The sequence below is a fragment of the Pedobacter sp. genome (genome assembly GCF_037719805.1).
In the GTDB taxonomy this organism is placed as follows: Bacteria; Bacteroidota; Bacteroidia; order Sphingobacteriales; family Sphingobacteriaceae; genus Pedobacter.
The window spans coordinates 289,066-314,060 of the sequence record NZ_JBBJLZ010000003.1; the positions used below are offsets into that span (position 1 = coordinate 289,066).

Here is a 24,995-nt window from a genome sequence, read left to right on the forward strand (position 1 = left end):
CTATGTTTCGCCTCTCACTTTTGCTTACCCTTCTATTCTCTGCATTAAATGTAAAACCGGCTAATTTTACAGTTACAAGTGGTGCAGATAGCGGTTCAGGAACGTTAAGAGAAGCATTAAGTTTAGCAGCTGCAAACGGTACTACAGAAACTGATTATATTTATTTTGCGCTAACGGCTGGTAAAATCAGTACTACGAGTCCATTAATTTTATCCTCTTCTTTGGTGATAGATGGCACAAGTTTCCCTGGTGCCAAACTGGGTATTTCCGATGCTAAAGTTACCATAGAAACCCTAAATGAATATGTTAGCAATCAAACGGGCGCTTTTAATGGTTCAAACATTAATCGTGTAGAAATTTATGGCCTTTGTTTTTCAAATTTTGGCTCCGGCCAAAGAGGAATAAGAACAATCAATATCACGGGCAGTGCAGACATTACAGTTGGGGGTGTAGGAAAAGGAAACATATTTCTTTCTTGTGACTATGATATCTACATGCTCAGAACCAACAGGATTAAAATTTCATCGAATTGGTTTGGTATTACGGCAGATAAAACTAATGTGGTTGGCACTGCTTTTGGCGGTACAGTTGATCTTCGCTTGTGTGACAACATCATGTTAGGCGGAGAAACAAAGGCAGAAGGAAATTCATGGGGTTACAGAAACTATGGTGTGAATATTTCTGGAATTAACCCAACTACGCAAGCTGTAGAAAGTATAGGTGAGCTTTGTAAAGTTAAAAATAATAATTTCGGTACAGAGGGACTTCCTTCGGGAATAGGCAGTTCTAATAATTTTCAAGATTTTAAAAGAATTGAAATTGTTGACAATAAGGTAGTTTTAAGTGGCGGGTTCAGCTTAAAAAACATCTCAACATCTGGGCTGATACAAGGCAATAGATTAGGGTTAAATAGCGACATGACCAAAGCCTATTGTTACTCGATGATTGAATTGCAAAATTGCAACAAAATCAAAATTGGCGGTAAAAATTTAGGTGAGGCTAATGTAATGGCTTACCGAGTAAATTTTGGTGCTGGAACCAGCGGGATATATGCACGTGATTGTGGTGATATCCTAATAGAAAGAAATTCCATATATTGCGTTTCTGAGGCCCCCATTCTATACAGTTCCCTTGATTCAAAGGTAGAGATACCTAAAATAGAAATTGTAGGCTACAACAATGGCATCATTACAGGTACCGCAACCCCTAATGCCGAAATAGAAATTTTTTCTGATGGAGAATGTCTGCAATGTGAAGCAAAAACATACCTAGGCACGACCTTCGCTGCGGCGAATGGAACCTGGTCTATGGCGGTAGGCAACAATACAGGTTATACCGCTTCGGCAACCTTAAATAATAGAACTTCACAGTTTTTGGGCCTAAGCGTAAACTTTGGCAATGTAGTTATTAACAAATCTACATGTGGGCTAGCAAACGGGTCGATCACAGGTATTCAGGTTGCTGGAGCTACTAAATATGAATGGTTAAATGAAGATAGTAACAATATTGGCGGCAACCTCGATATTTCAGGCCTTAAATCAGGTAAATATGCTTTTACGGCCTATATGGGTCCTAACTGCAAGACAGAAAAACGTTTCTTTAACGTTCTGGACGCACAACCCAAGGTAGAGTACAGCCTCATTTCAAAGATAGACGCTAGCTGTAATGATGAAAATGGATCTATTGAGGGATTATCATTATTTAATGCAGGCAATTATGACATCCGAACATTAACCTGGACAAATGAGCTAAACGAAGTAAAGGGAAATACACTTTCTATCACAAAATTAAAAGCAGGTACTTACACTTTAAAAATCGTAACTACAGATGACTGCGAAGTAGTTTATGGTCCGGTACAGATCAAAAGCATTGGTGCCCCAGTTATAGATGTTTCAACAATTCAAGTTACTCATTCTAATTGTTCATCAGCCACTGGAAGCATTAAAAGAATTAACGTAACAGGTACTGGAACAATTAGCTATCAATGGAGAAATGAAAAACAAGATGTAGTTGGTTCTACCAAAGATCTAATAGGTATGCCTGCAGGCATATATCAACTCGAAGTTAAGGACGAAAGTGTATGTACATCCATTACCACCTATACTATTCCCGAATTTAATGGCATTGAGCTTAATGAGGACGCTATACAATTAAGCGATGCCAGCTGCGCAGAAAACAACGGTAAAATTGGCAATATTAGCGCTTCTTCTACAGATGCCAACTTCACTTACCAATGGTTTGATGAAACAAATACCCTTGTTAGCAATGCCTCACAATTGCTTAACGCCAAACCAGGAGTTTATTACCTAAGGGTAGCTAATAGCACCTGTTTTAAAGACAGCAAAAAATATCCCATTAAAAAGCAGTTGCCTACTGTTTATCCCGTTTTTGCCTTTTCAAAATCTTCTGCTTCTTGTAATCTAAATAATGGAAGCATTAGCATAACACCAGGACCAAATACTCCATTGATCAAAACTATAAAGTGGGTAGGACCAACTAAATCAACAATTGGTCATACACTCGAAATTACAGGTTTGACGGATGGTGATTATGATTTATACCTTACGGATTTTAATGGCTGTGAAAGTTTTTATCAGAAATACAGCATAGATCGAATAGAGCCACTTGATGTTAGTATTAACCATGCAGGGATTCAAATGGATAAATGTGAAAGTGGAAAGGCTGCCGTAACCATGCTTGCAGTTACTGGTGGGGTAAAACCCTATACTTATGAGTGGAAAAACGAATTTAACGTAAAGGTTAGCAATCAGCTGGTTTTAACTAAAGTGAAACAGGGTTCTTACACTTTAACGGTTACCGATGCCAGTGGCAATCCCTGTAATACCGAAATTGCAACCGTTGTTATTTCGAACATTAATGATACGCCACCTATGCCAAATGTAGAACCTGTAAATATTTGCGCATTTGGGGAGTCGACGATTATTGCTGCTAACATTACAACAGGAACTTATAGATTATATGATGGCCTGTATTCAGTTACCCCAATTATAACCAATAAAACGGGCAGGTTTAACCTAAATATTATAGATAACAAAACGCTGTACATGACTTATGCTTTTGCCGAGTGTGAGAGCGAAAGAACTCCCATACAAATTAAGGTAGTACAGGATGGTATTGAAGCGCCCACCGCTTTTACCCCTAATGGCGATGGTATAAATGATAAATGGGTAATTAAAAACATAGAGAAATTCCCAAAATTAACACTTACTCTTTTTAATCGTTATGGTACTGTGGTATTTACCGCTAACAACTATGCAACTGCATTTGATGGAACAAAAGGTGGAGAGCTGTTGCCCTCAGGTACTTATTATTATGTCATTAAACTAGGCGCGAATTGCCAAGAGATTAGTGGTAGTTTATCCTTGTTAAGGTAATCTATGTGGTTTGCCTTTCCATTCTATATTGGCCTACTGTATCAAAACTAATCATCTCTTCCACGTCTTTTTCTTTCATTATAGCAGAAATTTAGATCTTCAATGCCCGAGAGGCTAACATCTTAAATCGATTTTATTTTTTCCTCCTCAATATCAATCAGCCTTAAGTGCTTACGAATTAAATCCTCATCGAAGAGTTTGTCAGTATCATTCTTTTCGATGAGCCAATGTCGTTGAATGTCTAATATGTCCAAGTAAATATCTTTACTATCTAAAGAAATAGGAACTTCATTATCAATAAGGGCTTTATCCTCCCATTTGGTTGCCATTTGTCGCAACAAAGGCGAATCTTTCCATAAGCCGTTATATTTGCTGTTAAGATGCTTTAAAGACTCTTTGGCTAGCGCCTTTTGAATGTAGCTTTCTGCCTCACTTTCCGAAATGTAATCCGTAAAATTCGGCATCTTAAACTTCGTAAGCAAAAACGGCAGGGTAAGTCCCTGAAGTAGCAAGGTTCCAAGAATAGCGATGAAGGTTATAAACAGGATCAAGCTTCGATGTGGAAATGGTGCTCCATTCAAACTAACAGGTATTGACAATGCAGCTGCTAGAGATACAACCCCACGCATTCCAGTCCAGCCAAGTATCAAGGGGGTTTTAAAACCAGGATTACGAGCGTCAGCTACCTCAATGAAGTTTCTTGCAATCAATGTCACAAAAACAGCACCATAGGCAGACAGAATTCTTGTAATAATTAGTACTAAGGTGATTATTAGACCGTAACCTATTGCAGTGTTCAGGCTAATTCCTTCGCTTTCAAGTCCTGCTGTAATTTCGGGGAGGTCAAGGCCTATTAACAAGAACACAAGCCCGTTTAATACAAATGATAAGCTCTCCCATACGTTCACGCCCTGCAAACGTGAGGTGCTATTTAAAAAGTAATGCCGCTTTGTAGAAAGCAGTAATCCACCACTCACCACAGCGAGTACTCCGGAACTGTGTATCTCTTCTGCCGCTATATACATCAGGTACGGCGTAACTAGCGTAAGGACCGTATCTATGTTAGCAGTCGTTGGAAGTAACTTGTGCACCTTAATGAAAAGCCAACCAATAATAAGTCCACTTCCAATGCCACCAATTAACATCCAGCCAAAGCTTAGTGCTGCACTATACCATAGGAATTGACCGGTACTTATGGCAATCAAAGCAAACCGGAATATGATCAGTGATGAGGCATCATTAAGCAGGCTTTCTCCTTCCAAGATCGAAGAAACCCGCTTGGGTACCTTAACAGACTTTAGAATTGCACCTGCACTTACCGCGTCAGGTGGTGAGACTATCCCTCCAAGCAGAAAGCCCAGGGCCAATGAAAATCCTGGAATAAACCAATTGGCTATAAAGGCAACAGATAAAGCGGTTAAAAATACCACTACAAAGGCAAAACTGCTGATGATCCGGCGCCAACGCCACATTTCCTTCCAGGAAATTGCCCAGGCTGCCTCATAAAGTAGAGGTGGCAGGAAAACGATAAAAATTATCTGCGGGTCAATATGAATCTGGGGTATTGAAGGTATGAGGCTAATCAATACTCCAGCGACAACCAATACAACTGGGTAAGCAACCTTGATCTTTTCTGCAATCATTACAAGAGCTACAATAGCAATAATCAGACTTAAGAAATACAAAAATTGTTCTGTCATAGGAGGTTTAATAATTTATCTTTTTGGGTATAGACGAAGGGTAATATTTAAACATATGCCATTGAATACGGTTTTCATTAATCAAATAATGCAAATAGTAATGTAGTGCACTTCGTGTAAAGTGTAAAAGTCATTAAAATCTTAAAATAATTAGGTCAACCATTGATATTGGTAAGTGAAACAGTAACCTGTATAAGTTGTAATATCTGTTAACACCTCACATTTGTACTGTTAAATAATTGAGGTAACATTCACTAATTTAAGATAACATGAAAACAAGAAAATTAGGAAACAGCGGATTGGAAGTATCTGCGTTGGGTATGGGCTGTATGAACCTTAGCTTTGGTACCGGCCAGGCCGTTGACACTGGTGATGGCGTAAAAACTATTCGTGCAGGCTTCGAAAGAGGAATTAACTTTTTTGATACCGCGGAAGCTTACGGTCCATTAACCAATGAGCTTTTGGTTGGCGAGGCGCTTCAACCTTTCCGGAAAGATGTTATTATTGCTACCAAATTTGGTATGATTTCAGATACAGGCATCAATAGTCAACCTGAACATATCCGCAAGGTAGTCGAAGAATCTTTAACTCGACTGAGAACGGATTACATCGATTTGTATTACCAGCATCGTGTTGACCCGAATGTACCTATTGAAGAAGTAGCTGGTGCACTAAAAGAGTTAATACAACAAGGCAAGATTAAACATTACGGACTTTCCGAAGCAGGGGCTGACACCATCCGCCGCGCAAATGCAATACATCCTGTAGCTGCAGTGCAGAACCAGTATTCAATCTGGACAAGGGAACCTGAAGAAAAGGTGCTTCCTGTCTGCGAAGAGTTGGGCATAGCCTTTGTGCCATGGGGTCCGCTTGGAACCGGCTTTCTTGCTGGTAATATAACGGCCGATACAAAGTTCGATGCTGCTACTGACCTTCGTGCCAATTTTCCCCGTTTTACGCCTGATGCGATCAAAGCCAATATGCCACTTGTGGAAATGTTGCGTGACATTGCTGCCAGGAAAAATGCCAATCCGGTTCAAATTGCATTGGCTTGGTTACTGGCACAAAAACCATGGATCGTGCCTATCCCAGGTATGGATAAAATCGATTACATCGATGATAACATCAAATCGGTAGACCTCGAACTGACTACAGAAGACTTGAAAGAGATTGACACCAGGTTGTCAGAAATAAATATACAAGGTGAACGCCTGGATGCAGGGCTATTAGGCCTTTCAGAAGAGTAATCAGCATGCTGTTCCTTAAATCAAGAGATAAGTAAAATGGAAGAAAAATTTATAGTAGACAGAGTGCTGGTGGTAGAATCTACTTAAGGACAATCTACTCGAATTATCAGGATGAATATCTAAAAAAAGATAACAATTGGTTGATTACAAAACGTATTGCAACTGTTGCCTGGGAAGAGAAGAAAGAAATACACAACTAATTAAACATTCAATTATGCAAAATGTGAAATTAAATAATGGTGTCGAAATGCCAGTTTTAGGGCTAGGCGTTTACCAAATACCCGATTACAACGAGTGTAAACAAACTGTTTTGGATGCATTAGAACTTGGATACCGCTCTATCGATACTGCATCTGGCTATCAGAATGAAGAAGCAGTGGGCGCAGCTATTAAAGAGAGCGGCATAACAAGAGAGGAGCTCTTCATCACCACAAAGCTTTGGATTGCAGATAACGGCTATGAAGGAACAAAAAAAGCATTTCAGCTGTCTTTGAATAAACTACAATTAGATTACCTGGATCTATATCTCATTCACCAACCATATGGTGATGTACATGGGTCGTGGAGAGCGATGGAAGAGTTCTATGCAGATGGGAAAGTGCGTGCAATCGGTGTTAGCAACCTTCATACAGACAGGGTAATGGATCTTATCGTCAATAATAAAGTTGCGCCTGCTGTTAATCAGATTGAAACCCATCCTTTTTACCAACGTGAAGAAGACCTTGCTTTTTTAACCGAAAATGGTGTTAGAATGGAATCTTGGGCATCTTTTGCAGAAGGAAAGAACGATATGTTCAAAAACGAGCTGCTTGATACTATTGGAAAGAAATATGGAAAGTCAGTGGCGCAGGTTATTTTGCGTTGGCTTATTCAAAGAGGAGTGGTTGTAATCCCAAAATCAGTACGGAAAGAAAGGCTAAAAGAGAACCTGAATGTATTTGACTTTCAACTGTCTGAAGAAGATATGCAGGCGGTTAAATCCCTTGATACTCATCAAAGCCTATTTTTTAGTCATCGCGATCCGGCCATAATTAAGTGGTTTTCGAAAATGATCAAATAAATGAATAACACTCAATGCGAACGACCATGAAAAATGCAACCTTATTTTTCCTGATCATTTTAGCGCAATTCGTAGGGAATGCAAAAGCACAACGTATAATGGAAGCGAATCAATCGGACAATAATAAAACTCAAGTACTTGCAGTAACCCGCCTTCTAACACAGCTGATGATCGACCGGAACACAGTGGAGCTAAACAAAATTTTAGCTCCGGATTTTACGCTCACACATATGACGGGTTATGTACAATCAAAAAAAGAGTGGTTCTCTGAGATTGCAAATGAACGGATGAAATATTACTCCTATAAAGAAGTGAAGACTTCTGTAGAAATAAAAGGGGAAAAGGCGACTTTCATCGGGCAGAATGTGCTTGATGCCCGGATTTGGGGATCAAGAAATAAGTGGCGTTTGCAACAGGTGATGCAACTAGAAAATCGAAATGGAAAATGGATTTTTTTGAATTCGATAGCTACTACATTTTAATTACTTTAAAAATATAAAACTATGGAAAAGAGAGTATTAGGAAATAACGGATTAGAAGTTTCGGCTCTGGGAATGGGCTGTATGGGGCTAAGTTATGGCTACGGACCAGCCACCGACAAACAGGAAGCCATTGCGCTTATTAGACAAGCTTACGAAGAAGGAATAACCTTTTTCGATACTGCTGAAGCCTACGGTATTGCTAATGAAGAATTGGTAGGGGATGCATTGGCGCCGTTTAGAAACCAAGTGGTTATTGCTACCAAATTTGGCTTTTCAAATGGGGATGCCAGCAAAGGGCAGGACAGCCGGCCAGAACGAATAAGAGCTGTTGCTGAAGAGTCATTAAGACGATTGAAGACCGACGTTATTGATTTGTTTTATCAGCACAGAGTAGATCCAAATGTGCCAATGGAAGATGTCGCAGGAACTGTTAAAGAACTAATTCAAGAAGGCAAAGTGAAGCACTTTGGACTTTCAGAAGCAGGTGTTGCATCGATTCGAAAAGCACATGCCGTTCAACCGGTAACAGCTTTACAGAGTGAGTACTCAATTTGGTGGAGAGAACCAGAGAAAGAAATCCTACCGACACTTGAAGAACTGGGAATTGGCTTTGTTCCATTTAGTCCGTTAGGTAAAGGATTTCTGACGGGTGCTATAAATGAAACTACAAAATTTGACCCTAAAGATTTTCGAAACGTAGTACCCCGTTTTTCAGAAGACAACAGAAAGGCCAATCAGCTCTTGGTTTCATTATTAGGCGACATAGCAATGCAAAGGAATGCTACTCCTGCGCAAATTGCCCTAGGCTGGTTGTTGGCACAAAAGCCATGGATAGTTCCTATACCAGGAACGACTAAATCTCACCGGTTGACAGAGAACATCGGAGGTGCGTCAGTTAATCTATCGGCTACAGATGTGCAGGCAATTGATAATGCTTTTGCAGAGACAAATGTTCAGGGAGATCGCTATCCTTCGCACTTACAAAACAGAGTAGGGAAGTAAATCTTAAAGAATGAAAAATGTACTGATTATAGGAGCAAGTGGTGGTATAGCTCGGCTTGTCACCGATATATTGATTGATCAGGGTGCTGTCAACCTTACCTTGTTCCTTCGTAAATCAAACAGGCTTAATGGAAATGTATTGGGCAAGTGTAAAGTAATTGAGGGTGATGCAAATGATAAAGCAGTGCTAAAAACTGCTATGAAAAGCCAGGATATTGTCTATATAAATTTAGCGGGTGATCTGGAAGGGATGAATAAAAACATAGTTTCCGTAATGAAGGAAGCTGGAGTTAACAGGGTCATATTTATTAGCTCTATTGGTATTTACGAAACTCCATTAAAGTCTGTACTTCAGCCTTACCGCAGAGGGGCTGATGTCATAGAGGCCTCCGGGTTGGATTATACGGTTTTAAGACCTGAGTGGTTCAGCAGCTCAAATGATATACGGTATGAAACCACGCCCAAAGGCACCCCTGAAAAAGGTGGTACGATCGCTCGCAAAGCATTAGCCACTTTAATTACTGATATCATTAACTCACCTGAAACCTTTTCAAAAACAAACATTGGTGTAAACTCACCACAATAATGAATTATGGAAACAAAGAATATTAAAGCTTACGGTACAACAGGGGCTAAAGAACTTTTAAAAGAAATGAGCATATAGCGCAGGATATTAACTCCTTACGATGTAGAATTTGATATCCTGTATTGCGGGATCTGCCATTCAGACCTACATCAGGCGCAATCGATATGGCTTCCTTAAAAAGTTAGGAATAATAGCATTTTGGATGTTGCCTAACACTATCAAATAAGATAGATAATGGAAAGGGCCCTTTTTGAGAAAAAAGGGCCCTTTTAGTGATATTTAAACCTTAATCTAAGCAAGGAATTAATTTAATTTACGGTAGTCTAAAGGGGTTGAACCGACTTTTTGTTTAAAAACCCTTGTAAAATGCTGAGGGTATTTAAAGCCTAGTTCATAAGCGATTTCACTGATAGATTTTCTTGGATCGAACATTTTTTCTTTTGCCAAATCCATCAGTTTGTTTTGAATGTGGTCAGAAGCTGATATTCCAGTTTCTTTTTTGATTAAATCCCCAAAGTAATTAGGCGAGAGGTTTAGCCTTTCTGCGCAGTAAGCAACAGTTGGAAGGCCATTTAATTGTAGTTCTTCAGAGGAAAAGTAAGTGCCAAGTACATCTTCAAATCTTTCAAGTACCCCTTTATTCACTACATCTCTTGTAATAAACTGTCTGTCATAAAATCGGATACAATATTTGAGCAACAGCTCAATGTTGCTTACAATTAAAGTTTTACTGTGTTTGTCAATTGGATGCTGCAGCTCTGTTTCAATTTTGTTTATGCAGTCCTGAATAACTTTTCGTTCTGAATTTGAAAGGTGAAGCGCTTCATGTACTTCATAAGAAAAGAAAGTGTACTCTTGAATCTGGCGGCCAAGAGAGGTGCCACGGATGAAGTCGGGATGAAAAACCAGTGCTTTACCCTGAGGCTGAAAGTATTCTTTATTCTCTATACCAATAACCTGATCACGGCCAACAAATACCATTGTACCTTCTTCATAATCGTAGTAATTACAGCCATAACGAAGGTCGCCACATTTGATTTCCTTCAGAAAGATGGTGTAAAATCCAAAACGCTGCCGATGGTGTGTCCGGGGATCCGCTTTAGATAAATCTACCACGTTTACCAGTGGGTGAGGGGTAGCGTTTTTGTTGTAATTATTATACTGGGTAATTGTATCAAAGTTAGTTAACTCGTCCATCTTTTTCTCTTTTTACTTAAGCAAAGCTAAGGATAGTTTTACGGGCCAGAAAGCAACTGATTGCCGATCAGTGATATTGGTAGGCATTACAGTAATCTGTATAAGCAATTAGCGAAGTCGAGACCCCAACTTTGTGTTGTTATAATATAATCACTGATTAGATGAGAAACAAGGTAATAGGAGTTACTAAATACTAAAAAATGGAAAATAGTAAGATTGACCGCCGGAATTTTCTGGCCACAGGAGCATTATTCACATCAGCAGCCGCTGTCTCAGGATTGGGATTCACGTCTGGTACCAGCATGCCGCCTGCTGCAGATAAGCGTAAGCTGGGCAAGCTTGAAGTCTCTGCTTTAGGGCTTGGCTGTATGAGTATGGCAAGTAATAGTTATAACCCGCCAAGACCTATGGCCGATATGGTAAAAGTAATTCGTGGGGCAGTAGATAAGGGGGTAACATTCTTTGATGCAGCAGAGGTTTATGGTCCGTACCGAACTGAAGAAATTGTAGGCGAGGCACTCAGACCGGTACGGAATAAGGTGGTAATAGCCAGTAAAATGGGATTCAAGTTTGAGGACGGAAAGAATGTGGGAAGGGATTCAAAACCCGAAAGCATTCGCAAAGCAGTTGAGGGCATGCTTAAACGTCTACAGACCGATCGCATTGATTTGCTTTATTTGCACCGCGTAGATCCTCAGGTGCCCATAGAGGATGTAGCGGGTACTGTTTCGGAACTAATCAAAGAAGGAAAGGCATTGCACTTTGGTTTGTCTGAAGCGTCTCACGAAAATATCCGCAAGGCGCACCAAGTGTATCCGGTTGCAGCCTTGCAAAATGAATATTCGCTTGTGGAGAGGGTACACGAAAACAAGACATTGGATTTATGCGAGGAACTAGGTATCGGCTTTGTGCCCTGGTGTCCAGTAGTAAGGGGATTTATGGCTGATAAATTTGATGAATACAGCCGCTTTGCAACGGAGTCCCGCTTTCCTGCTATTCCATATTTTTCCCCCGAGGCAATAAAAAATAATATGGCTTTGCTGAATTTAGTTCGAAACTGGTCAGATCAGAAAGGAATCACTCCTGTCCAGTTCTCCCTGGCTTGGTTACTGGCGCAAAAACCATGGATTGTCCCGATACCAGGAACAACAAAACTGCATCATCTTCAAGAAGATCTTGGAGCCCTGGCCGTAAAATTTACTCCAGCAGAACTTCAAAGGTTCCGCACCGAGCTTGAGAAAATTCAACTTATGGGTGTACGGAAGCCAGAGTCAGCATCGCAGGATGCTTAGTTCTAATTATACTTAAAGACAATGAAAGCAAAAAGAAGATTATTAATATTGAGCATGTTCATAGGTTTCACCTATGGCTGCTCAGACGCACAGTCAATAGCACCTGAACAAAAACAAATCAGTAGTTCTAAGACCCTTATCGTATATCTTTCCCGAACAGGTAACACTAAAGCTGTAGCAGAGATGATTCATAGCAATGTTGGTGGAAAGTTGGTGTCTCTTGAACTGGAAAAGCCATATCCGGAGGATTATCAGACGGCTGTCGATCAGGTAGCCGCGGAAAATAACACTGGATTTTTACCGGTTCTTAAGACAAAGATCGATAGCATTGAGACGTTCGATACGATTTTTATAGGCTTTCCTACCTGGGGGATGCAACTGCCTCCCCCAATCAAAAGATTTCTTAGGAATTACGATTTGAAAGGCAAAACAATCATCCCCTTCAATACAAATGCAGGTTACGGAATTGGTAGCTCATTCGATCAGGTTAAAAGTTTATCTCCAAATAGTACTGTGCTGAAAGGTGTATCATTTACAGGTGGAATAGAGCGGAACAAAATCTATTTTGTTATGGAGGGAGAAAAAAAGGAAACCACTAACGCAGAGGTTTCAAAATGGCTTTCGGGCCTTGGTATTAAAAAATAAAGATGGCCAGACAAAACCTACTTTTATCAGCATTACTTTTCTGGAGCAGTGTTATTTATTCCCCCCTCATAGCGCAAGAAAGAATCATTATGGAAAATATATTAACGCCTAAACAGCAAGGGATTGTTGCTGCTGCAGCATTCACAGCCAAAGGAGATCAGTTTGGATTAAAGGCAGCGCTCGGCCGTGGACTTGATGCCGGACTAACCATTTCAGAGCTTACAGAAGTTTTGGTACAATTATACGCGTATTCCGGTTTTCCAAGAAGCCTGAATGCGATTAATACTTTTATGACTGTACTGGATGAGCGTAGGGCTAACGGAATTACTGACCCGGCAGGGGTAGAGCCCACTGACGCTCCTGGCAATGGAGACAAATATCAAAGGGGCAAAGAAACCCTTGAAAAGCTTACCGGCGTAAAAGAAACACAGCTTAAAGGCGCCAATGCCTTTGCGCCAGCGCTCGACAAGTTTTTAAAAGAACATTTGTTCGCTGATATTTTTGATAGGAATAACTTGGATTATCAAACAAGGGAGATTGCAACCATTGCTGCTTTGGCCTCCCTGAATGGTGCCGAGGCACAACTTGGATCCCATCTAAGCGTCGGCAAAAATATCGGTCTATCTCAAGCGCAACTTCGTAGTATCGCAGTTACTTTAGGTGCCAAAGTTGGGAATAAAGAAGCTTTGGCAATTCATTCTGCACTTGATAAAATGTACAATGTAATTACGCCTTTACCGAAACTTTCAGAAAATACAGCGAGTATTATCAACCAAGGAACTGCAGGGGCAAAAGAGAACTTCACAGGAACAGTGTTCACCAATATTCCTGTCTCGTCAAAAGATGGTTATGAAACAACACTGGGCAAGGTTACTTTTTCGCCAAAAGCCAGAACAAATTGGCACATTCATCCTACCGGACAGATTTTAGTAGTTACAAGCGGCACCGGATATTATCAAGAAAAAGGGAAGCCTGTGCAGGTAATTAGGGAGGGAGATTTAGTCAAGATCCCATTTAATACAGAGCACTGGCACGGCGCCTCGCATGACAGCGAGATGGTCCACTTGGCGATTGTTCCCGGGAAGCCTGAAACCGGAACATTTTGGTTGAAACCGGTTAATGATGCAGAATATGACCTTGCCTTGGAATAATTGCTGAGACTTAGCTCTAATCAGTGAAATTGGTAAGCATTGCAGTAATCCGTATAACTACACTAATACTAAGAATCATGAAGTTTGTAGCACACATTTAAGTTGATATTATGATCGAAGACTCTTTTGGACGTGTACATGACTATCTGCGGATATCACTTACTGATAACTGTAATTTTCGCTGTTTCTATTGTATGCCTGAAGAGGACTACCATTTTACTCCTGCATCCAGGCTAATGCAGCCAGATGAAATTTTAGCGTTGGCCAAAATCTTTGTAGCGCAGGGCGTGAAAAAGATCAGGCTGACAGGTGGAGAGCCTCTGGTGCGCAAAGATGCCGCGCTAATTATTGCTGAACTTGGTAAACTCCCGGTTGAACTGGTTATTACCACAAATGGCACAAGAATAGCCGAAATGTTACCCGTACTGATTTCAGCAGGTATAAAAACTGTTAATGTTAGTTTGGATACTTTACAGCGGGAAAAATTTTTACTCATTACCAGACGTGATGCGTTTGAGCAGGTACGGGAAAATATCAACTTGCTATTGCAACATCACATATCGGTAAAAATAAATATGGTGGTGATGAAGGGGCTTAATGATAATGAAATCAAAGCCTTTATAGGCTGGACAAAAGACCAGGCCATTGAGATCAGATTTATTGAGTTTATGCCTTTCACCGGAAATAAATGGACCAGCAATAAGATGTTTTCACTTGAAGAAATTTTATCAGAGATTCAGCAAGATTTTGTTGTTTTTCCTGCTAAGGGAAATCCCAATGATACCGCGAAGCATTTTACAATTCCCTCACATAGAGGTTCCTTTGCAATCATTAGTACCATGACTGCTCCCTTTTGCAGCACCTGCAACCGAATGCGATTAACCGCGGATGGCAAACTTAAAAACTGTCTGTTTAGTGAGGAGGAAACTGATCTGCTAACCGCTTTAAGAAATAATCAACCAGTTCTTCCTTTGATTCAGGCCTCTATTTGGAATAAGAAAAAAGAACTTGGGGGACAGCTGAATAAACCATTTGAACAGATCGATATCCAGGATATTCATAATCGGAGCATGATTACAATTGGTGGTTAACTAATAATGATGAAAGTATGTAACTTATTGACGATAAATCAAATACATGTTTTCAAATATAGATATTTTTGTATATTTCATAACAACTACAATACAGGAGGATAAATGAGTATTATTCAGTTTAATGATAAAAAGCCCAATGGTGCTATAAGGACCTTCTTTGTATTGGGATGTTTATTTTTGTTTATAGCTATTATGGCATTTGCGTCTGACTTACCACAAAATGGAAGGCCGATCAAACTAGTCAAAGAAAGCAAAGAAAAGGATAGTGTTGCTTCGGTCAATGCTTTTAAAAAAGTTTATGCCGTATTAATGAGTCCCCGATGCATGAATTGTCATCCATCAGGAGATGTTCCACTGCAGGGAGATGATAGTCACCTTCATACTATGCTTCCTAAAAGAGGGCTAGAGGGAAAGGGAGTTTATGCTATGAAATGCTCCAATTGCCACCAACCAACCAACACGCCCGGACTGCATACGCCTCCTGGTAATCCCAATTGGCATTTACCTCCAGCAGATATGAAAATGGTATTTGAAGGCAGATCAGCTAAGCAATTGGCTAAACAGTTGGTTGATCCTAAACAAAACGGGCATAAAGACATCAAGAAGCTTATCGAACATGCTGATGATGATTTGGTGCTGGCCGGTTGGAATATGGGAGAGGGGCGAACACTTCCTCCTTTGAGCCATGCAGAATTTAAAAAGGCATGGATCACCTGGTTGAACACCGGGGCTTTTGCACCTCAAGATTAATACTAACAATGTCATAAATATAGTATGGAAACGACCAAAGACAATAGCCGGAGAACCTTTCTAAAAACCTCATTACTCGCTGGGGGTGGCTTAATGATTCATTTTAGTGGTCTTGCTAAACTTGCCCTTCCTGCCCGCAATGCCGAAGCTCCGCTAATTCAATTAGTTGAAGTTAATGGCTATGTAAAGATCAGCCCTGAAAATATTATTACGTTAATTTGTCCTAATCCTGAGTTTGGACAGAATGTAATGACTTCTTTGCCGATGATCGTTGCCGAGGAACTGGATGTGGACTGGAATAAAGTTGTCGTTGAAATGGGACCGCATGACAGTGTCAAATTAGGTTCCCAATTTACGGGAGGAAGTAATTCGGTAAGATCTTACTGGAAGCCTTTGAGAATGGCAGGTGCAACAGCCCGAAACATGATGATGCAGGCTGCAGCACAGCAATGGGCTGTCCCAATAGCTGAAATAACCACCAGGTCGGGAAATCTATATCACGAAAAAAGTGGTAAAAAAGGGACATACGGACAGTTTGCTTCCAAAGCAGCAGCAATCCCTGTTTCTAAAGACATAAAGCTAAAAGAAGTCAAAGATTTCAAGGTTGTCAGGACTTCTCAGAAGAACGTTGAGGGAACCAAGATCATCAGCGGTAAACCGCTTTTTGGGCTAGACTACAGACATGACGGAATGCTGATCGCGATGATTCATCATCCACCAGCCTTCGGTATGAAGCTTAAATCATTTGATGCTTCAGTAGCCTCAAAGATGCCAGGCATAAAAAACGTCTTTAGCTTAAAGATGTATGAGGATGGATTTGAACAAGCCGGTTTTGATGTACGATCATTCAATGACCTGCTTGTGATAGTAGGAAAAACGACCTGGGAAGTGATGAACGCCCGTAAGAAACTTGTTGTAGAGTGGATGCCTGCAGGAGATGTGAAAGATACGATGGGAGGCAGGGGTGGCAAGAAGGAAGTTATTGTTCCAGGGGAATTAGAGACTACCGCAAAACAAATGCAAAAAATGCGAGAGTTTGCCAAGCAGCCAGCTCAGCAACTAAGAAGGGACGGTGATCCGGAGACAGCCTTCAAAAACGCTGCACAGATCATTGAGCGTACGTATGATGCACCATTTTTGGCGCACAATTGTATGGAGCCCATGAATTTCTTTGCGCATGTTACAGATGAAAAAGCATTGCTGGTGGGGCCATTGCAGGCCCCAGGACTTGCTGAACCTACGCTTTGCAAGTTATTGAATCTTCCAGCTGACAAAGTAGAAATACAAATGACAAGGATGGGTGGAGGTTTTGGACGTCGTGCTTACACCCATTACTTAACAGAGGCCGCACTAATTTCAAAAAAGGCAAAGGCGCCTATTAAACTTATTTACAGTCGTGAAGATGATTCTACCTATGGAATCTACCGTCCAATGTATACTGCTACTTATAAAGCGGCACTTGATTACAATAAAAACTTGATCGCCTTTCATGTTAAAGGTGGCGGTATCCCGGAACACGCTATTCACGCAAACAGATTTCCTGCCGGTGCGGTTGACAATTACCTAGCTGAAGGTTGGGCAATCCCTTCTAACATTACCATTGGTGCTTTTCGAGCTCCAAGGTCTAACTTTAACGCTGCAGCAGAGCAATCTTTTTTAGATGAACTTGCGGAGGCAATGGGAAAAGATCCGATAGAATTTCGTTTGGACCTACTGAAAAGAGCTAAAGAAAATCCTGTCGGCAAAAACAATGAGTACGATCCGGAGCGGTATGCCGAGGTGCTGAGATTGGTAAAGGAAAAATCTGGATGGGCTGGCGCTGACGACGGTAAATTTAGCCGGGGAGTTGCTGCCTATTTTTGCCACAATTCTTACGCTGCCCATGTGGTTGATATGACGATGAGAGACGGACAACCTTATGTTGAACGGGTGTTTTCTGCTATTGATTGTGGTATCGTGGTCAATCCAGATGCAGCAACAAATATGGTTCAAGGAGCTGTCATTGACGGAATTGGTAATAGCTTATATGGCGGGTTAACGCATAAAGATGGCGTAGTTGAAGAGAACAATTTCCATAAATATAGGATTATCCGTATGAATGAGGCTCCTAAGAAGGTGGAAGTATCATTTGTACAAAACGATATTGATCCTACTGGATTGGGGGAACCGCCCTTTCCACCAGTATTTGGTGCTGTAGCAAATGCGCTCTATAAAGCCTACGGAAGACGTTTCTATCAACAGCCGTTTCTTTTACAGAAGTCTGAGATTCCTAGTGCATAATTTCTAATCTATCAATCTAATCATATGATTACTTTAAATATAAATAAAAAGGCATACAAAGTGGATGCGGATCCTAACACACCATTACTTTGGGTATTACGTGATAATATTGGACTGGTAGGAACCAAATATGGGTGTGGGGTTGCACAATGCGGAGCATGTGTGGTTCACCTGGATGGCGAAGCTGTCCGTTCTTGCGTTACGAAAATAAGCCGTGCTCAAGGCAAGAAGGTTGTTACCATTGAAGGATTGTCGGAAACAAACAGCCATCCATTACAAAAAGCCTGGCTGGAACTGGACGTATCCCAATGTGGTTATTGCCAGGCGGGGCAAATCATGTCAGCTGCTGTACTATTAAAGGAAAATAAAAGTCCTTCATCACAGGATATCGATGATGCTATGGCAGGAAATATCTGCCGTTGTGGAACGTATTTACGGATAAAGGAAGCCATACAGCTAGCAGCAAAAGGCAGCGTTTCAGATAGCGATATTTGAGAGTATCTATACTAATCTTCATTGTGCAGGGTCATCTACCATTATCAGGATAGTAAATTTAGCTTCCTGAACCAAATAAATATGAATAAGACTATTCGCTATCTAGAGTCCGTCCTCCCGATATAGGCACGATAATGTCTTTTTTATTTAACATCCAAGCAAGTGAAATCTGTGCAGGTGTAGCATTTTTATCCTGTGCAATCTTATTTAGTAAATCCAAAAGCCGCTGATTGGCTGAAGTATTAGTATCATCAAAACGGGTAATAGCTCTTCTCACATCATCACCAGAATATTTATCGCTGGCCTGTACTTTACCAGACAAAAACCCGCTCGCTAAGGGGGAAAATGCGACAAAACCAATACCCAGTTCCTCACAGGCAGGAATCACATCCTTTTCAAACATCCGTTCCATCAAAGAATATTCGCTTTGGATGGCGGTCAGTGGAGTTACAGCGTGCGCACGTCTCAATTCATCTTCTGTTGCCTGGGACTGGCTCAAGCCTAGTATCTTACATTCCTTAATGAACTCACCCATGCACCAGGCAACGTCTTCTATAGCGATATCCTTGTTGACGCGATGTTGTTAATAGAGATCTATCCCGTCGGTGCGTAATCTTTTCAGCGAAGCATCCAGATGCGCTCTGATTTCGTTAAGTAAAGCAGCTCTGGAATAGATGCGTTCACCGGGGATATTTAACTTCGTAGCAATGATGACCTCATTTCGTGTAAAATGGAATGCTTCCTCTACAAGTTCCTTATTATGGCCATTCCCATAGCCTTCGGCGGTATCATAAAAATTGCAGCCTAAGTCAAATGCCTGCTGTAAAATACTTAACGCGTTTTTCCTTTCGGGTATTATGCCGCATGCGTGGCTAAGGCCAATGCAACCGTAGCCTACAGCTGAAACTTCAAGGCTTCCTATATTTCTCTTTTCATATTTTTCTTTTGATGTTAATCTTTTATTTAGGCGACTGTATAACCGCCGTCCGTCGTCACCGCCTGGCCGACTATAAATCCTGCACCCGGGCTGCACAGCCATAACACAGTATCTGCAATCTCTGATGCCAGACCCAGGCGTCCGATTGGAATGCTCTTAATGATGGCTGCCATGTGCTCCGGTGCAAGTGCAACCGCATTGGCAACCATCGGCGTATCAGTTGTTCCGGGACAAATGGTATTGATTCGTATGCCTCGCGGTGCATATTCCAGCGCGGCACTTTTCGTAAGCCCAACTACACCATGTTTGGCAGCAGTATAAGCGCCTAATCCAGCAGTACCGACCAATCCGCTTTGAGAAGAGCAATTGACAATTGCCCCACCATCACCATGAAGTTTTATCTGTTGCAATTCATATTTCATGCAGCTCCATATTCCACGAAGATTGACTGCTATGGCACGGTCAAATTCTTCACCGTCAGCGTCGGCGGTCTCAGCAACCGTTACATGCATGCCCGCATTATTATAGGCTACATCCAGTCTGCCGAATTCAGCCACTGTTTGCTCAACCATAGCTTTAACTTCTTGTTCATTAGTGACGTCGCATTTGATGCCGATAGCTTTGTAACCTTCCGATATCAGTTTTTCTGCTTCCGCTTTGACGGCTGCTTCATTCATATCTGCTAATGCTACTGACGCACCCGCTTTGGCAAATGCTTTCGCAGTTTCCAGTCCGATTCCCGATGCTGCCCCGGTTACCAGCGCTACTTTATTTTTAAATGATATTTCCATGCAGATATTATTTATTCTTGTGTTATGTGCAAACGGCTGATAGATCCTTATCTGCTCTGGAGCTTGAGATACAGGCAAGAGGAACGGCTTGTTCAATAATTATATTATTGAAGTACAGATTATCCCGTTAAGTTTGCTTATCCCTACTACCACTAGTTTCACCGTTATTTTCACTTCCAAAGTTAATAGTTGGCCCTAACTTCAAGTTTATACATTTTACGGCGATGATAACCCTTTTTACAGGTTAGGATACCTCTTCAGCGATAAGTGCTTCCGCGACGCGATTCGCATGCATGTCATTTTGCCTTTTGATAAGGATGCCCCCAGCAATTAATGGCCAACAGAGCCATTGCCTTTGCAACCCGCAGGCCTGCACAAAGTTTGGCAGGACGAAAGCGGTCTGCCGTAGGGTGTTTAACGACTATTGAAGATAAGTAGGATCGAAAAGCCAAGACTATTGACCATATGCAGTACCACTAGTTTGAATTTCGGTATTCAAGTGGGGTCATTCCTACTTTGTTTTTAAATGACCGGGTAAAATGAGAAGAATATTTAAAGCCCAGTTCAGATGCAATCTGGCCCAGCGGCTTGGATTCATCAAATATTTTTTCTTTAGCTGTTTCAATCAACTTCAACTGAATATATTCCTGAGGCGACTTTCCAGTCTCTCTTTTAACTAAGTCGCCGAAGTAGTTAGGCGACAAGCATAATTCGCCTGCAAAATAGTTTACAGAAGGTAACCCTAATATTTCCCCTTTGCCTGAAAGAAGATAGTCATTTACTAATTGCTCAAATTTCTCCAATACACCTTGGTGGGTGTCATTGCGGCTGATAAATTGCCTGTCATAGAAACGTGTGCAATAGGTAAGCAACTGCTCAATATCTGACACGATGAGCTTTTTACTGTGCCTGTCGATTGGACGCCTGAGCTCAATATCGATTTTTGCAAAAGCTTCCAGTATGATCTTCTGTTCATCAATAGAGAGATGCAGTGCCTCATGCATCTGGTAATTAAAGAAGGAATGCTCATGCATGCCTTTGTTGAGCGAGGTCCCTCTTAAAAGGTCAGGATGGAAAACAAGGCAATATCCTTTAGGGTGATGCCATTCGCCATCGTCCTCTACTGTTACGGTCTGGCCCGGTGCAAAAAATAAAAGGGAGCCATCCTGGTAATCATAATGGCCTTTACCATACCGCAAATCCCCACAAGCAGTATTCTTAAACATGATGCAGTAAACGTCCATCACTAAACGCTTATATTTTGTAGGTGGTGCCTCGGCTAAGTCCAAAACGCTGACCATTGGGTGTAAGGTGTTCTTTCCCCCAAAAGCGTTGTATTTGTGTATGCTGTCTAAAACAATTGTTTCTACCATGTTTAAAGCCTTTTCGTTATACAAATTTAGCTATTAAAGTATGTAGTGATTTATAAGAGAGACAAATACAGTAATAATGGTAAAAAATAAAGTAGTACGTCTAATTCCAGAGAATCTATATGTACTGATCTTTGAACTATGAATCCTTTTAAAACTTTTCCGGCCTCAGTTAATACTAAACGCCAAACTAAGACAGCTAAAGAAATGCTAACCAAGGATAAAAGCAAATCCATTCAGCCTGGGCAGGTTGTACTTTGCTGGCATCTTCTGAATAGTGTCGCGGTCATTCCTAGATACGTTCCTCATCACCGCATCGCAAGCAATTTGAAGATATTTGGTTTTGAGCTTGCGCGGAAAGAGGTGAACATACTAAACACTATTGAAAAACAATAACATGGCGGAAGTGATCCGGAGACCTTTGATAGGACTTTAGTCAACTCACGCAACAATTAAGTCACACCTCGAACGATTGGCATTTATACATATTACTTTACTTTTTATCCTTTTCACTGAATTCTTCTCCAATTAAATATGCGTTTTGTTAACATTTAATTTCTCAATAAAAGAAATAAAAAATGACCGCTATCAATAACGGTAATGCGGATTAATTTAAAAACTTAGTTATGAAAAAAAAGACATTTGTAAGAGCATTGACCATTGCATGCATTCTTGTAATAGGCACCTTAAATCTTTCAGCTCAGAAGGGCGGTGAATCATCCAAAACTCCAAAACAAAGAGTATCGAGTGCTAAAATTATTCCCGGTGAGGTGAAAGTAAAAAAAGATCGTTTTATTTATATAGAGGTACCGTCAAAAAAGGGTTACTTGGAGTTTCATGTTGACAACTCGGTAGAAGTGCACGACTTGCTTAGAGAAACTAAGCTAGCCTACAAAAGCGATTTTGCAAGACAGAATAATAAAAAATCCACATTCGGGTGGAAATTAATTTCTAAAACCGACCCAAGTACCGCGGTCTACCGGGTAAAACTGAACAAAGCCACTGGTCTTTATTACTGGCATAGCTGTAATTGCGCCTATTGTTGCTGGGATGATGAATAGTAACCAATTTTTATACAGAGCTAAAGTTGGATGTCCGTTATAACACAGAACGTTTTACGCCAGAAAATATAAAAGCAAACTGGAAGATAGTTTCCTTGCTACAACGCATTGGCGAAAGAAGGTATGCAACACCGACACAGGTAGCACTCGCCTGGTTAATGGCAAAGCATCCGTTTATTGTACCCATTCCAGGTACAACCTCAATAAAGCACTTAGAGGAATACTTAAATGCGCTGCAAGTGGAGTTTACAGCAGATGATCTTAAACAAATCGACCAGGAATTTTCAAGAATTGGGGTTCATGGAGCAAGGGCTTCCAAGGAACTTTTAGCCAATCATGATTTAGGCGCTAACCTTGGTGCCAGCTCCAAGGGTACAAACGGAAACACACCATTACCGACAAAGACATATTAATTATAAACTCAGAAGTGCAAATAAGTGAAATGAATATTACTCATAGTCACAAATAATGACTGGAATATACATGAACAGGCAAAAAAAAGAAGGACAGCCAATTGAATCTACCAAGACATTTACCAGTTGGACAAAGAGAAAATTTATATATAATGCCAGTCTTGCTGCTGCTGCACTTCCCCTTATGGCAAGTGATTTATCCCAAAAAGGTGATAATGCCATCTTAAAACATACAAATGTTGCAGAGAATTTGCTTAAAGGAGTGAGTAATATCCATATCTATGCGAACCCGAATTCTGGTGGAAGAGCTATAAATGAGTTGGATTTTGATGCAAGTGGCTCATATGGAGTTTTTATAGGAGTGCAGGTAGCAGCAATGATTGTCAAAATAGCTATTCCATCTAAAAGTGCAGATCAGACAAACATTTCACACTAAAAATTGCAAAAACAAGATATAAGTTATACGGGTTAAAATATTGACAGCAAATCATGAAAAAGACAAGCATAAAAACAGCATTCACTCTCCAGTTGGGCATTGCGCTCCTATTGAGTTGTAATGTTTCTGCACAAACAAGCAAAAACAGTTCTGATACGCTTTTTCCTAAAGGAAATAGAACTCCAAGTGAATACTTTACAGGCACTGCATGGCTGCAACCATTAGTTGCTGATGATACAACATTTAATTCTATGATAGGAAGTGTGACCTTTGAACCAGGCGCAAGAAGCAATTGGCATACCCATCCAGCAGGACAAATTTTAATTGTCATTGAAGGCAGAGGTTATACCCAGGAAAGAGGCAAATCAATACAGGTAATCCATAAAGGAGATGTCATTAAATGCCTGCCAAATGCGGAGCATTGGCACGGTGCAACTCCTACCCGTTCGATGACACATATGGCTATCAATCCAAATACGGAGAAAGGCATCGTGACATGGCTGCAAAAAGTAACAGATCTAGAATACTTAAACATTAAGTAATGAAAACAAGCATATTTCAAGTGTTGATAACACTCACGGTTTCATTATTTAGTTTCACCAACATGAACGCACAGGATAATAATAACAACAATGTAGCTTTAGATGCAAAGCAGCAGAGCATCGTTGCTATATCAGCATTAACAGCAAAAGGAGATATACCTCAGTTGAAAAGTGCATTGGATATTGGTCTTAATTCAGGGCTAACTATCAACGAAATTAAGGAACTACTTGTGCAGATGTATGCCTATTGCGGTTTTCCAAGAAGCCTTAACGGTATTAATACTTTCATGAATGTGATCCAGGAAAGAAAAGCAAAAGGAATTTCAGACAAACAAGGCAAAGAAGCAACCCCTATAAAAAACAATTTTGATAAATACGAGCAGGGGAAAAAAGTTTTGGAAACACTTTCCAAAACTCCGCAATTGAAACCAGCAGCAGGGTTTGGTAAGTTTGCACCTCGTATTGACGCATTTCTAAAAGAACATCTGTTTGGGGATGTTTTTGAAAGCGATGTTCTAACTTTTCAACAAAGGGAACTTGCTACCATTTCAGCATTGTCTGCAATGACAGGTGTAGAATCGCAATTGCAATCCCACTTATCAATGGGAAAGAATACCGGACTTGTAGAAAGCCAATTGGTACAGGTTTCAGAATTGATTGAAAATTATATTGGTAAAATACAGGCAAATACTCTTAGAAAATTATTGTCAAAGCCAACTGTTCGGGTAATCGAAAAGGATATGATGGTTCGAATTTCGGAAATTGAAATTGTTCCAGAATATTTGGATGAATATATTGGTATTTTGAAAGAAGAAGCTGCTTCCTCTGTAAAGATCGAGCCAGGTGTAATCGCTATTTTTCCAATGTATCAAAAGGAAAACCCAACGCAAATACGCATTGTTGAAATGTACGCCAACAAAGCTGCTTATCAGTCGCATTTGCAAACACCACATTTCCAGCTTTACAAAACAGCTACACTTAAAATGGTAAAGTCATTAAAGTTAATAGATATGGCAAGCATTGATGAAGAAACAATGCTGGAAATCTTCAAAAAAATAGAATAGGTAAA

Annotated in this window: 23 protein-coding genes and 1 pseudogene; 19 read left to right on the forward strand and 5 right to left on the reverse strand. The window is 40.6% G+C overall.

Annotated features, from left to right (window positions below):
* Positions 1-2 precede the first annotated feature (2 nt).
* Positions 3-3,395, forward strand: coding sequence for a T9SS type B sorting domain-containing protein (locus tag WKF66_RS10965; RefSeq protein WP_489674491.1), 3,393 nt, complete (start codon positions 3-5; stop codon positions 3,393-3,395).
* 122 nt (positions 3,396-3,517) lie between these two features.
* Here the strand turns inward: WKF66_RS10965 and WKF66_RS10970 are convergent, their stop codons facing one another.
* Positions 3,518-5,095, reverse strand: coding sequence for a Na+/H+ antiporter (locus tag WKF66_RS10970; RefSeq protein WP_489674492.1), 1,578 nt, complete (start codon positions 5,093-5,095; stop codon positions 3,518-3,520).
* A 269-nt stretch (positions 5,096-5,364) separates the two neighbouring features.
* Between WKF66_RS10970 and WKF66_RS10975 the strand changes: the two genes are divergently transcribed.
* From WKF66_RS10975 to WKF66_RS10995, 5 genes are all read left to right on the forward strand, one after another.
* Positions 5,365-6,342 (forward strand): aldo/keto reductase, encoded by a 978-nt coding sequence (locus WKF66_RS10975; RefSeq protein ID WP_489674493.1) that lies wholly within the window; start codon positions 5,365-5,367, stop codon positions 6,340-6,342.
* 214 nt (positions 6,343-6,556) lie between these two features.
* Positions 6,557-7,402 (forward strand): aldo/keto reductase, encoded by an 846-nt coding sequence (locus WKF66_RS10980; RefSeq protein ID WP_489674494.1) that lies wholly within the window; start codon positions 6,557-6,559, stop codon positions 7,400-7,402.
* Between the two features lie 26 nt (positions 7,403-7,428).
* The gene (locus WKF66_RS10985; protein WP_489674495.1) at positions 7,429-7,884 is read left to right on the forward strand and encodes a nuclear transport factor 2 family protein; all 456 of its coding nucleotides are present in this window, start codon (positions 7,429-7,431) and stop codon (positions 7,882-7,884) included.
* A gap of 21 nt (positions 7,885-7,905) precedes the next feature.
* Positions 7,906-8,886: an aldo/keto reductase gene (locus tag WKF66_RS10990; RefSeq protein ID WP_489674496.1), complete on the forward strand. Its 981-nt coding sequence runs from the start codon at positions 7,906-7,908 to the stop codon at positions 8,884-8,886.
* A 10-nt stretch (positions 8,887-8,896) separates the two neighbouring features.
* Positions 8,897-9,472, forward strand: a complete 576-nt coding sequence (locus WKF66_RS10995) for an NAD(P)H-binding protein (RefSeq protein WP_489674497.1) — start codon at positions 8,897-8,899, stop codon at positions 9,470-9,472.
* 303 nt (positions 9,473-9,775) lie between these two features.
* Here WKF66_RS10995 and WKF66_RS11000 read toward each other — a convergent pair whose 3' ends face one another.
* Positions 9,776-10,669, reverse strand: coding sequence for a helix-turn-helix domain-containing protein (locus WKF66_RS11000; protein ID WP_489674498.1), 894 nt, complete (start codon positions 10,667-10,669; stop codon positions 9,776-9,778).
* A 200-nt stretch (positions 10,670-10,869) separates the two neighbouring features.
* Here WKF66_RS11000 and WKF66_RS11005 point away from each other — a divergent pair, with 200 nt between their 5' ends.
* The 7 genes from WKF66_RS11005 to WKF66_RS11035 all read left to right on the forward strand — a co-directional run bounded on the left by WKF66_RS11005 (position 10,870) and on the right by WKF66_RS11035 (position 18,376).
* On the forward strand, positions 10,870-11,961 hold the full coding sequence (locus WKF66_RS11005) for an aldo/keto reductase (protein WP_489674499.1): 1,092 nt from the start codon (positions 10,870-10,872) through the stop codon (positions 11,959-11,961).
* A gap of 21 nt (positions 11,962-11,982) precedes the next feature.
* On the forward strand, positions 11,983-12,606 hold the full coding sequence (locus WKF66_RS11010) for a flavodoxin (RefSeq protein ID WP_489674500.1): 624 nt from the start codon (positions 11,983-11,985) through the stop codon (positions 12,604-12,606).
* 89 nt (positions 12,607-12,695) lie between these two features.
* Positions 12,696-13,757, forward strand: coding sequence for a carboxymuconolactone decarboxylase family protein (locus WKF66_RS11015; protein WP_489674501.1), 1,062 nt, complete (start codon positions 12,696-12,698; stop codon positions 13,755-13,757).
* 110 nt (positions 13,758-13,867) lie between these two features.
* On the forward strand, positions 13,868-14,848 hold the full coding sequence (gene moaA / locus WKF66_RS11020; protein WP_489674502.1) for a GTP 3',8-cyclase MoaA: 981 nt from the start codon (positions 13,868-13,870) through the stop codon (positions 14,846-14,848).
* A 105-nt stretch (positions 14,849-14,953) separates the two neighbouring features.
* Positions 14,954-15,601: a hypothetical protein gene (locus WKF66_RS11025; RefSeq protein ID WP_489674503.1), complete on the forward strand. Its 648-nt coding sequence runs from the start codon at positions 14,954-14,956 to the stop codon at positions 15,599-15,601.
* Between the two features lie 24 nt (positions 15,602-15,625).
* Positions 15,626-17,881: a xanthine dehydrogenase family protein molybdopterin-binding subunit gene (locus WKF66_RS11030; protein ID WP_489674504.1), complete on the forward strand. Its 2,256-nt coding sequence runs from the start codon at positions 15,626-15,628 to the stop codon at positions 17,879-17,881.
* A gap of 24 nt (positions 17,882-17,905) precedes the next feature.
* Positions 17,906-18,376: a (2Fe-2S)-binding protein gene (locus WKF66_RS11035; RefSeq protein ID WP_489674505.1), complete on the forward strand. Its 471-nt coding sequence runs from the start codon at positions 17,906-17,908 to the stop codon at positions 18,374-18,376.
* Positions 18,377-18,467: 91 nt separating this feature from the next.
* On the opposite strand, the pseudogene WKF66_RS11040 reads toward WKF66_RS11035, so the two are convergent.
* From WKF66_RS11040 to WKF66_RS11050, 3 genes and pseudogenes are all read right to left on the reverse strand, one after another.
* Positions 18,468-19,415 (reverse strand): annotated as a pseudogene (locus WKF66_RS11040) (aldo/keto reductase).
* Positions 19,340-20,104: an SDR family NAD(P)-dependent oxidoreductase gene (locus tag WKF66_RS11045; protein WP_489674506.1), complete on the reverse strand. Its 765-nt coding sequence runs from the start codon at positions 20,102-20,104 to the stop codon at positions 19,340-19,342. Before WKF66_RS11045 ends, WKF66_RS11040 begins: the two are co-directional and overlap by 76 nt.
* Positions 20,105-20,580: 476 nt before the next feature.
* Entirely contained in the window at positions 20,581-21,477 is an 897-nt protein-coding gene (locus WKF66_RS11050) for a helix-turn-helix domain-containing protein (RefSeq protein WP_489674507.1), read from the reverse strand.
* A gap of 138 nt (positions 21,478-21,615) precedes the next feature.
* Between WKF66_RS11050 and WKF66_RS11055 the strand changes: the two genes are divergently transcribed.
* The 6 genes from WKF66_RS11055 (at position 21,616) to WKF66_RS11080 (ending at position 24,990) form a co-directional block, all read left to right on the forward strand.
* Positions 21,616-21,870 carry a hypothetical protein gene (locus WKF66_RS11055; protein WP_489674508.1) on the forward strand — a complete coding sequence of 85 codons (255 nt, stop codon included), beginning with the start codon at positions 21,616-21,618 and terminating at the stop codon, positions 21,868-21,870.
* Between the two features lie 230 nt (positions 21,871-22,100).
* The gene (locus tag WKF66_RS11060; protein WP_489674509.1) at positions 22,101-22,535 is read left to right on the forward strand and encodes a hypothetical protein; all 435 of its coding nucleotides are present in this window, start codon (positions 22,101-22,103) and stop codon (positions 22,533-22,535) included.
* Between the two features lie 26 nt (positions 22,536-22,561).
* On the forward strand, positions 22,562-22,948 hold the full coding sequence (locus tag WKF66_RS11065; protein ID WP_489674510.1) for an aldo/keto reductase: 387 nt from the start codon (positions 22,562-22,564) through the stop codon (positions 22,946-22,948).
* Positions 22,949-23,003: 55 nt separating this feature from the next.
* Positions 23,004-23,384, forward strand: a complete 381-nt coding sequence (locus WKF66_RS11070) for a hypothetical protein (RefSeq protein ID WP_489674511.1) — start codon at positions 23,004-23,006, stop codon at positions 23,382-23,384.
* A 53-nt stretch (positions 23,385-23,437) separates the two neighbouring features.
* Complete coding sequence (locus WKF66_RS11075; RefSeq protein WP_489674512.1) at positions 23,438-23,926, forward strand: (R)-mandelonitrile lyase; 489 nt, start codon at positions 23,438-23,440, stop codon at positions 23,924-23,926.
* Positions 23,926-24,990: a carboxymuconolactone decarboxylase family protein gene (locus WKF66_RS11080; protein ID WP_489674513.1), complete on the forward strand. Its 1,065-nt coding sequence runs from the start codon at positions 23,926-23,928 to the stop codon at positions 24,988-24,990. Before WKF66_RS11075 ends, WKF66_RS11080 begins: the two co-directional genes overlap by 1 nt.
* Positions 24,991-24,995 lie beyond the last annotated feature (5 nt).

Coding starts and splice junctions, on each gene's coding strand:
- WKF66_RS11025 (WP_489674503.1), top strand. CDS start 14,954: ATGAGTATTATTCAGTTTAATGATAAAAAGCCCAATGGTGCTATAAGG.
- WKF66_RS10985 (WP_489674495.1), top strand. CDS start 7,429: ATGAAAAATGCAACCTTATTTTTCCTGATCATTTTAGCGCAATTCGTA.
- WKF66_RS11010 (WP_489674500.1), top strand. CDS start 11,983: ATGAAAGCAAAAAGAAGATTATTAATATTGAGCATGTTCATAGGTTTC.
- WKF66_RS11070 (WP_489674511.1), top strand. CDS start 23,004: ATGACTGGAATATACATGAACAGGCAAAAAAAAGAAGGACAGCCAATT.
- WKF66_RS10980 (WP_489674494.1), top strand. CDS start 6,557: ATGCAAAATGTGAAATTAAATAATGGTGTCGAAATGCCAGTTTTAGGG.
- WKF66_RS11015 (WP_489674501.1), top strand. CDS start 12,696: ATGGAAAATATATTAACGCCTAAACAGCAAGGGATTGTTGCTGCTGCA.
- WKF66_RS11045 (WP_489674506.1), bottom strand. CDS start 20,104: ATGGAAATATCATTTAAAAATAAAGTAGCGCTGGTAACCGGGGCAGCA.
- WKF66_RS11000 (WP_489674498.1), bottom strand. CDS start 10,669: ATGGACGAGTTAACTAACTTTGATACAATTACCCAGTATAATAATTAC.
- WKF66_RS10970 (WP_489674492.1), bottom strand. CDS start 5,095: ATGACAGAACAATTTTTGTATTTCTTAAGTCTGATTATTGCTATTGTA.
- moaA (WP_489674502.1), top strand. CDS start 13,868: ATGATCGAAGACTCTTTTGGACGTGTACATGACTATCTGCGGATATCA.
- WKF66_RS11050 (WP_489674507.1), bottom strand. CDS start 21,477: ATGGTAGAAACAATTGTTTTAGACAGCATACACAAATACAACGCTTTT.
- WKF66_RS11055 (WP_489674508.1), top strand. CDS start 21,616: ATGAATCCTTTTAAAACTTTTCCGGCCTCAGTTAATACTAAACGCCAA.
- WKF66_RS11080 (WP_489674513.1), top strand. CDS start 23,926: ATGAAAACAAGCATATTTCAAGTGTTGATAACACTCACGGTTTCATTA.
- WKF66_RS10965 (WP_489674491.1), top strand. CDS start 3: ATGTTTCGCCTCTCACTTTTGCTTACCCTTCTATTCTCTGCATTAAAT.
- WKF66_RS10995 (WP_489674497.1), top strand. CDS start 8,897: ATGAAAAATGTACTGATTATAGGAGCAAGTGGTGGTATAGCTCGGCTT.
- WKF66_RS11005 (WP_489674499.1), top strand. CDS start 10,870: ATGGAAAATAGTAAGATTGACCGCCGGAATTTTCTGGCCACAGGAGCA.
- WKF66_RS11075 (WP_489674512.1), top strand. CDS start 23,438: ATGAAAAAGACAAGCATAAAAACAGCATTCACTCTCCAGTTGGGCATT.
- WKF66_RS10990 (WP_489674496.1), top strand. CDS start 7,906: ATGGAAAAGAGAGTATTAGGAAATAACGGATTAGAAGTTTCGGCTCTG.
- WKF66_RS10975 (WP_489674493.1), top strand. CDS start 5,365: ATGAAAACAAGAAAATTAGGAAACAGCGGATTGGAAGTATCTGCGTTG.
- WKF66_RS11060 (WP_489674509.1), top strand. CDS start 22,101: ATGAAAAAAAAGACATTTGTAAGAGCATTGACCATTGCATGCATTCTT.
- WKF66_RS11030 (WP_489674504.1), top strand. CDS start 15,626: ATGGAAACGACCAAAGACAATAGCCGGAGAACCTTTCTAAAAACCTCA.
- WKF66_RS11035 (WP_489674505.1), top strand. CDS start 17,906: ATGATTACTTTAAATATAAATAAAAAGGCATACAAAGTGGATGCGGAT.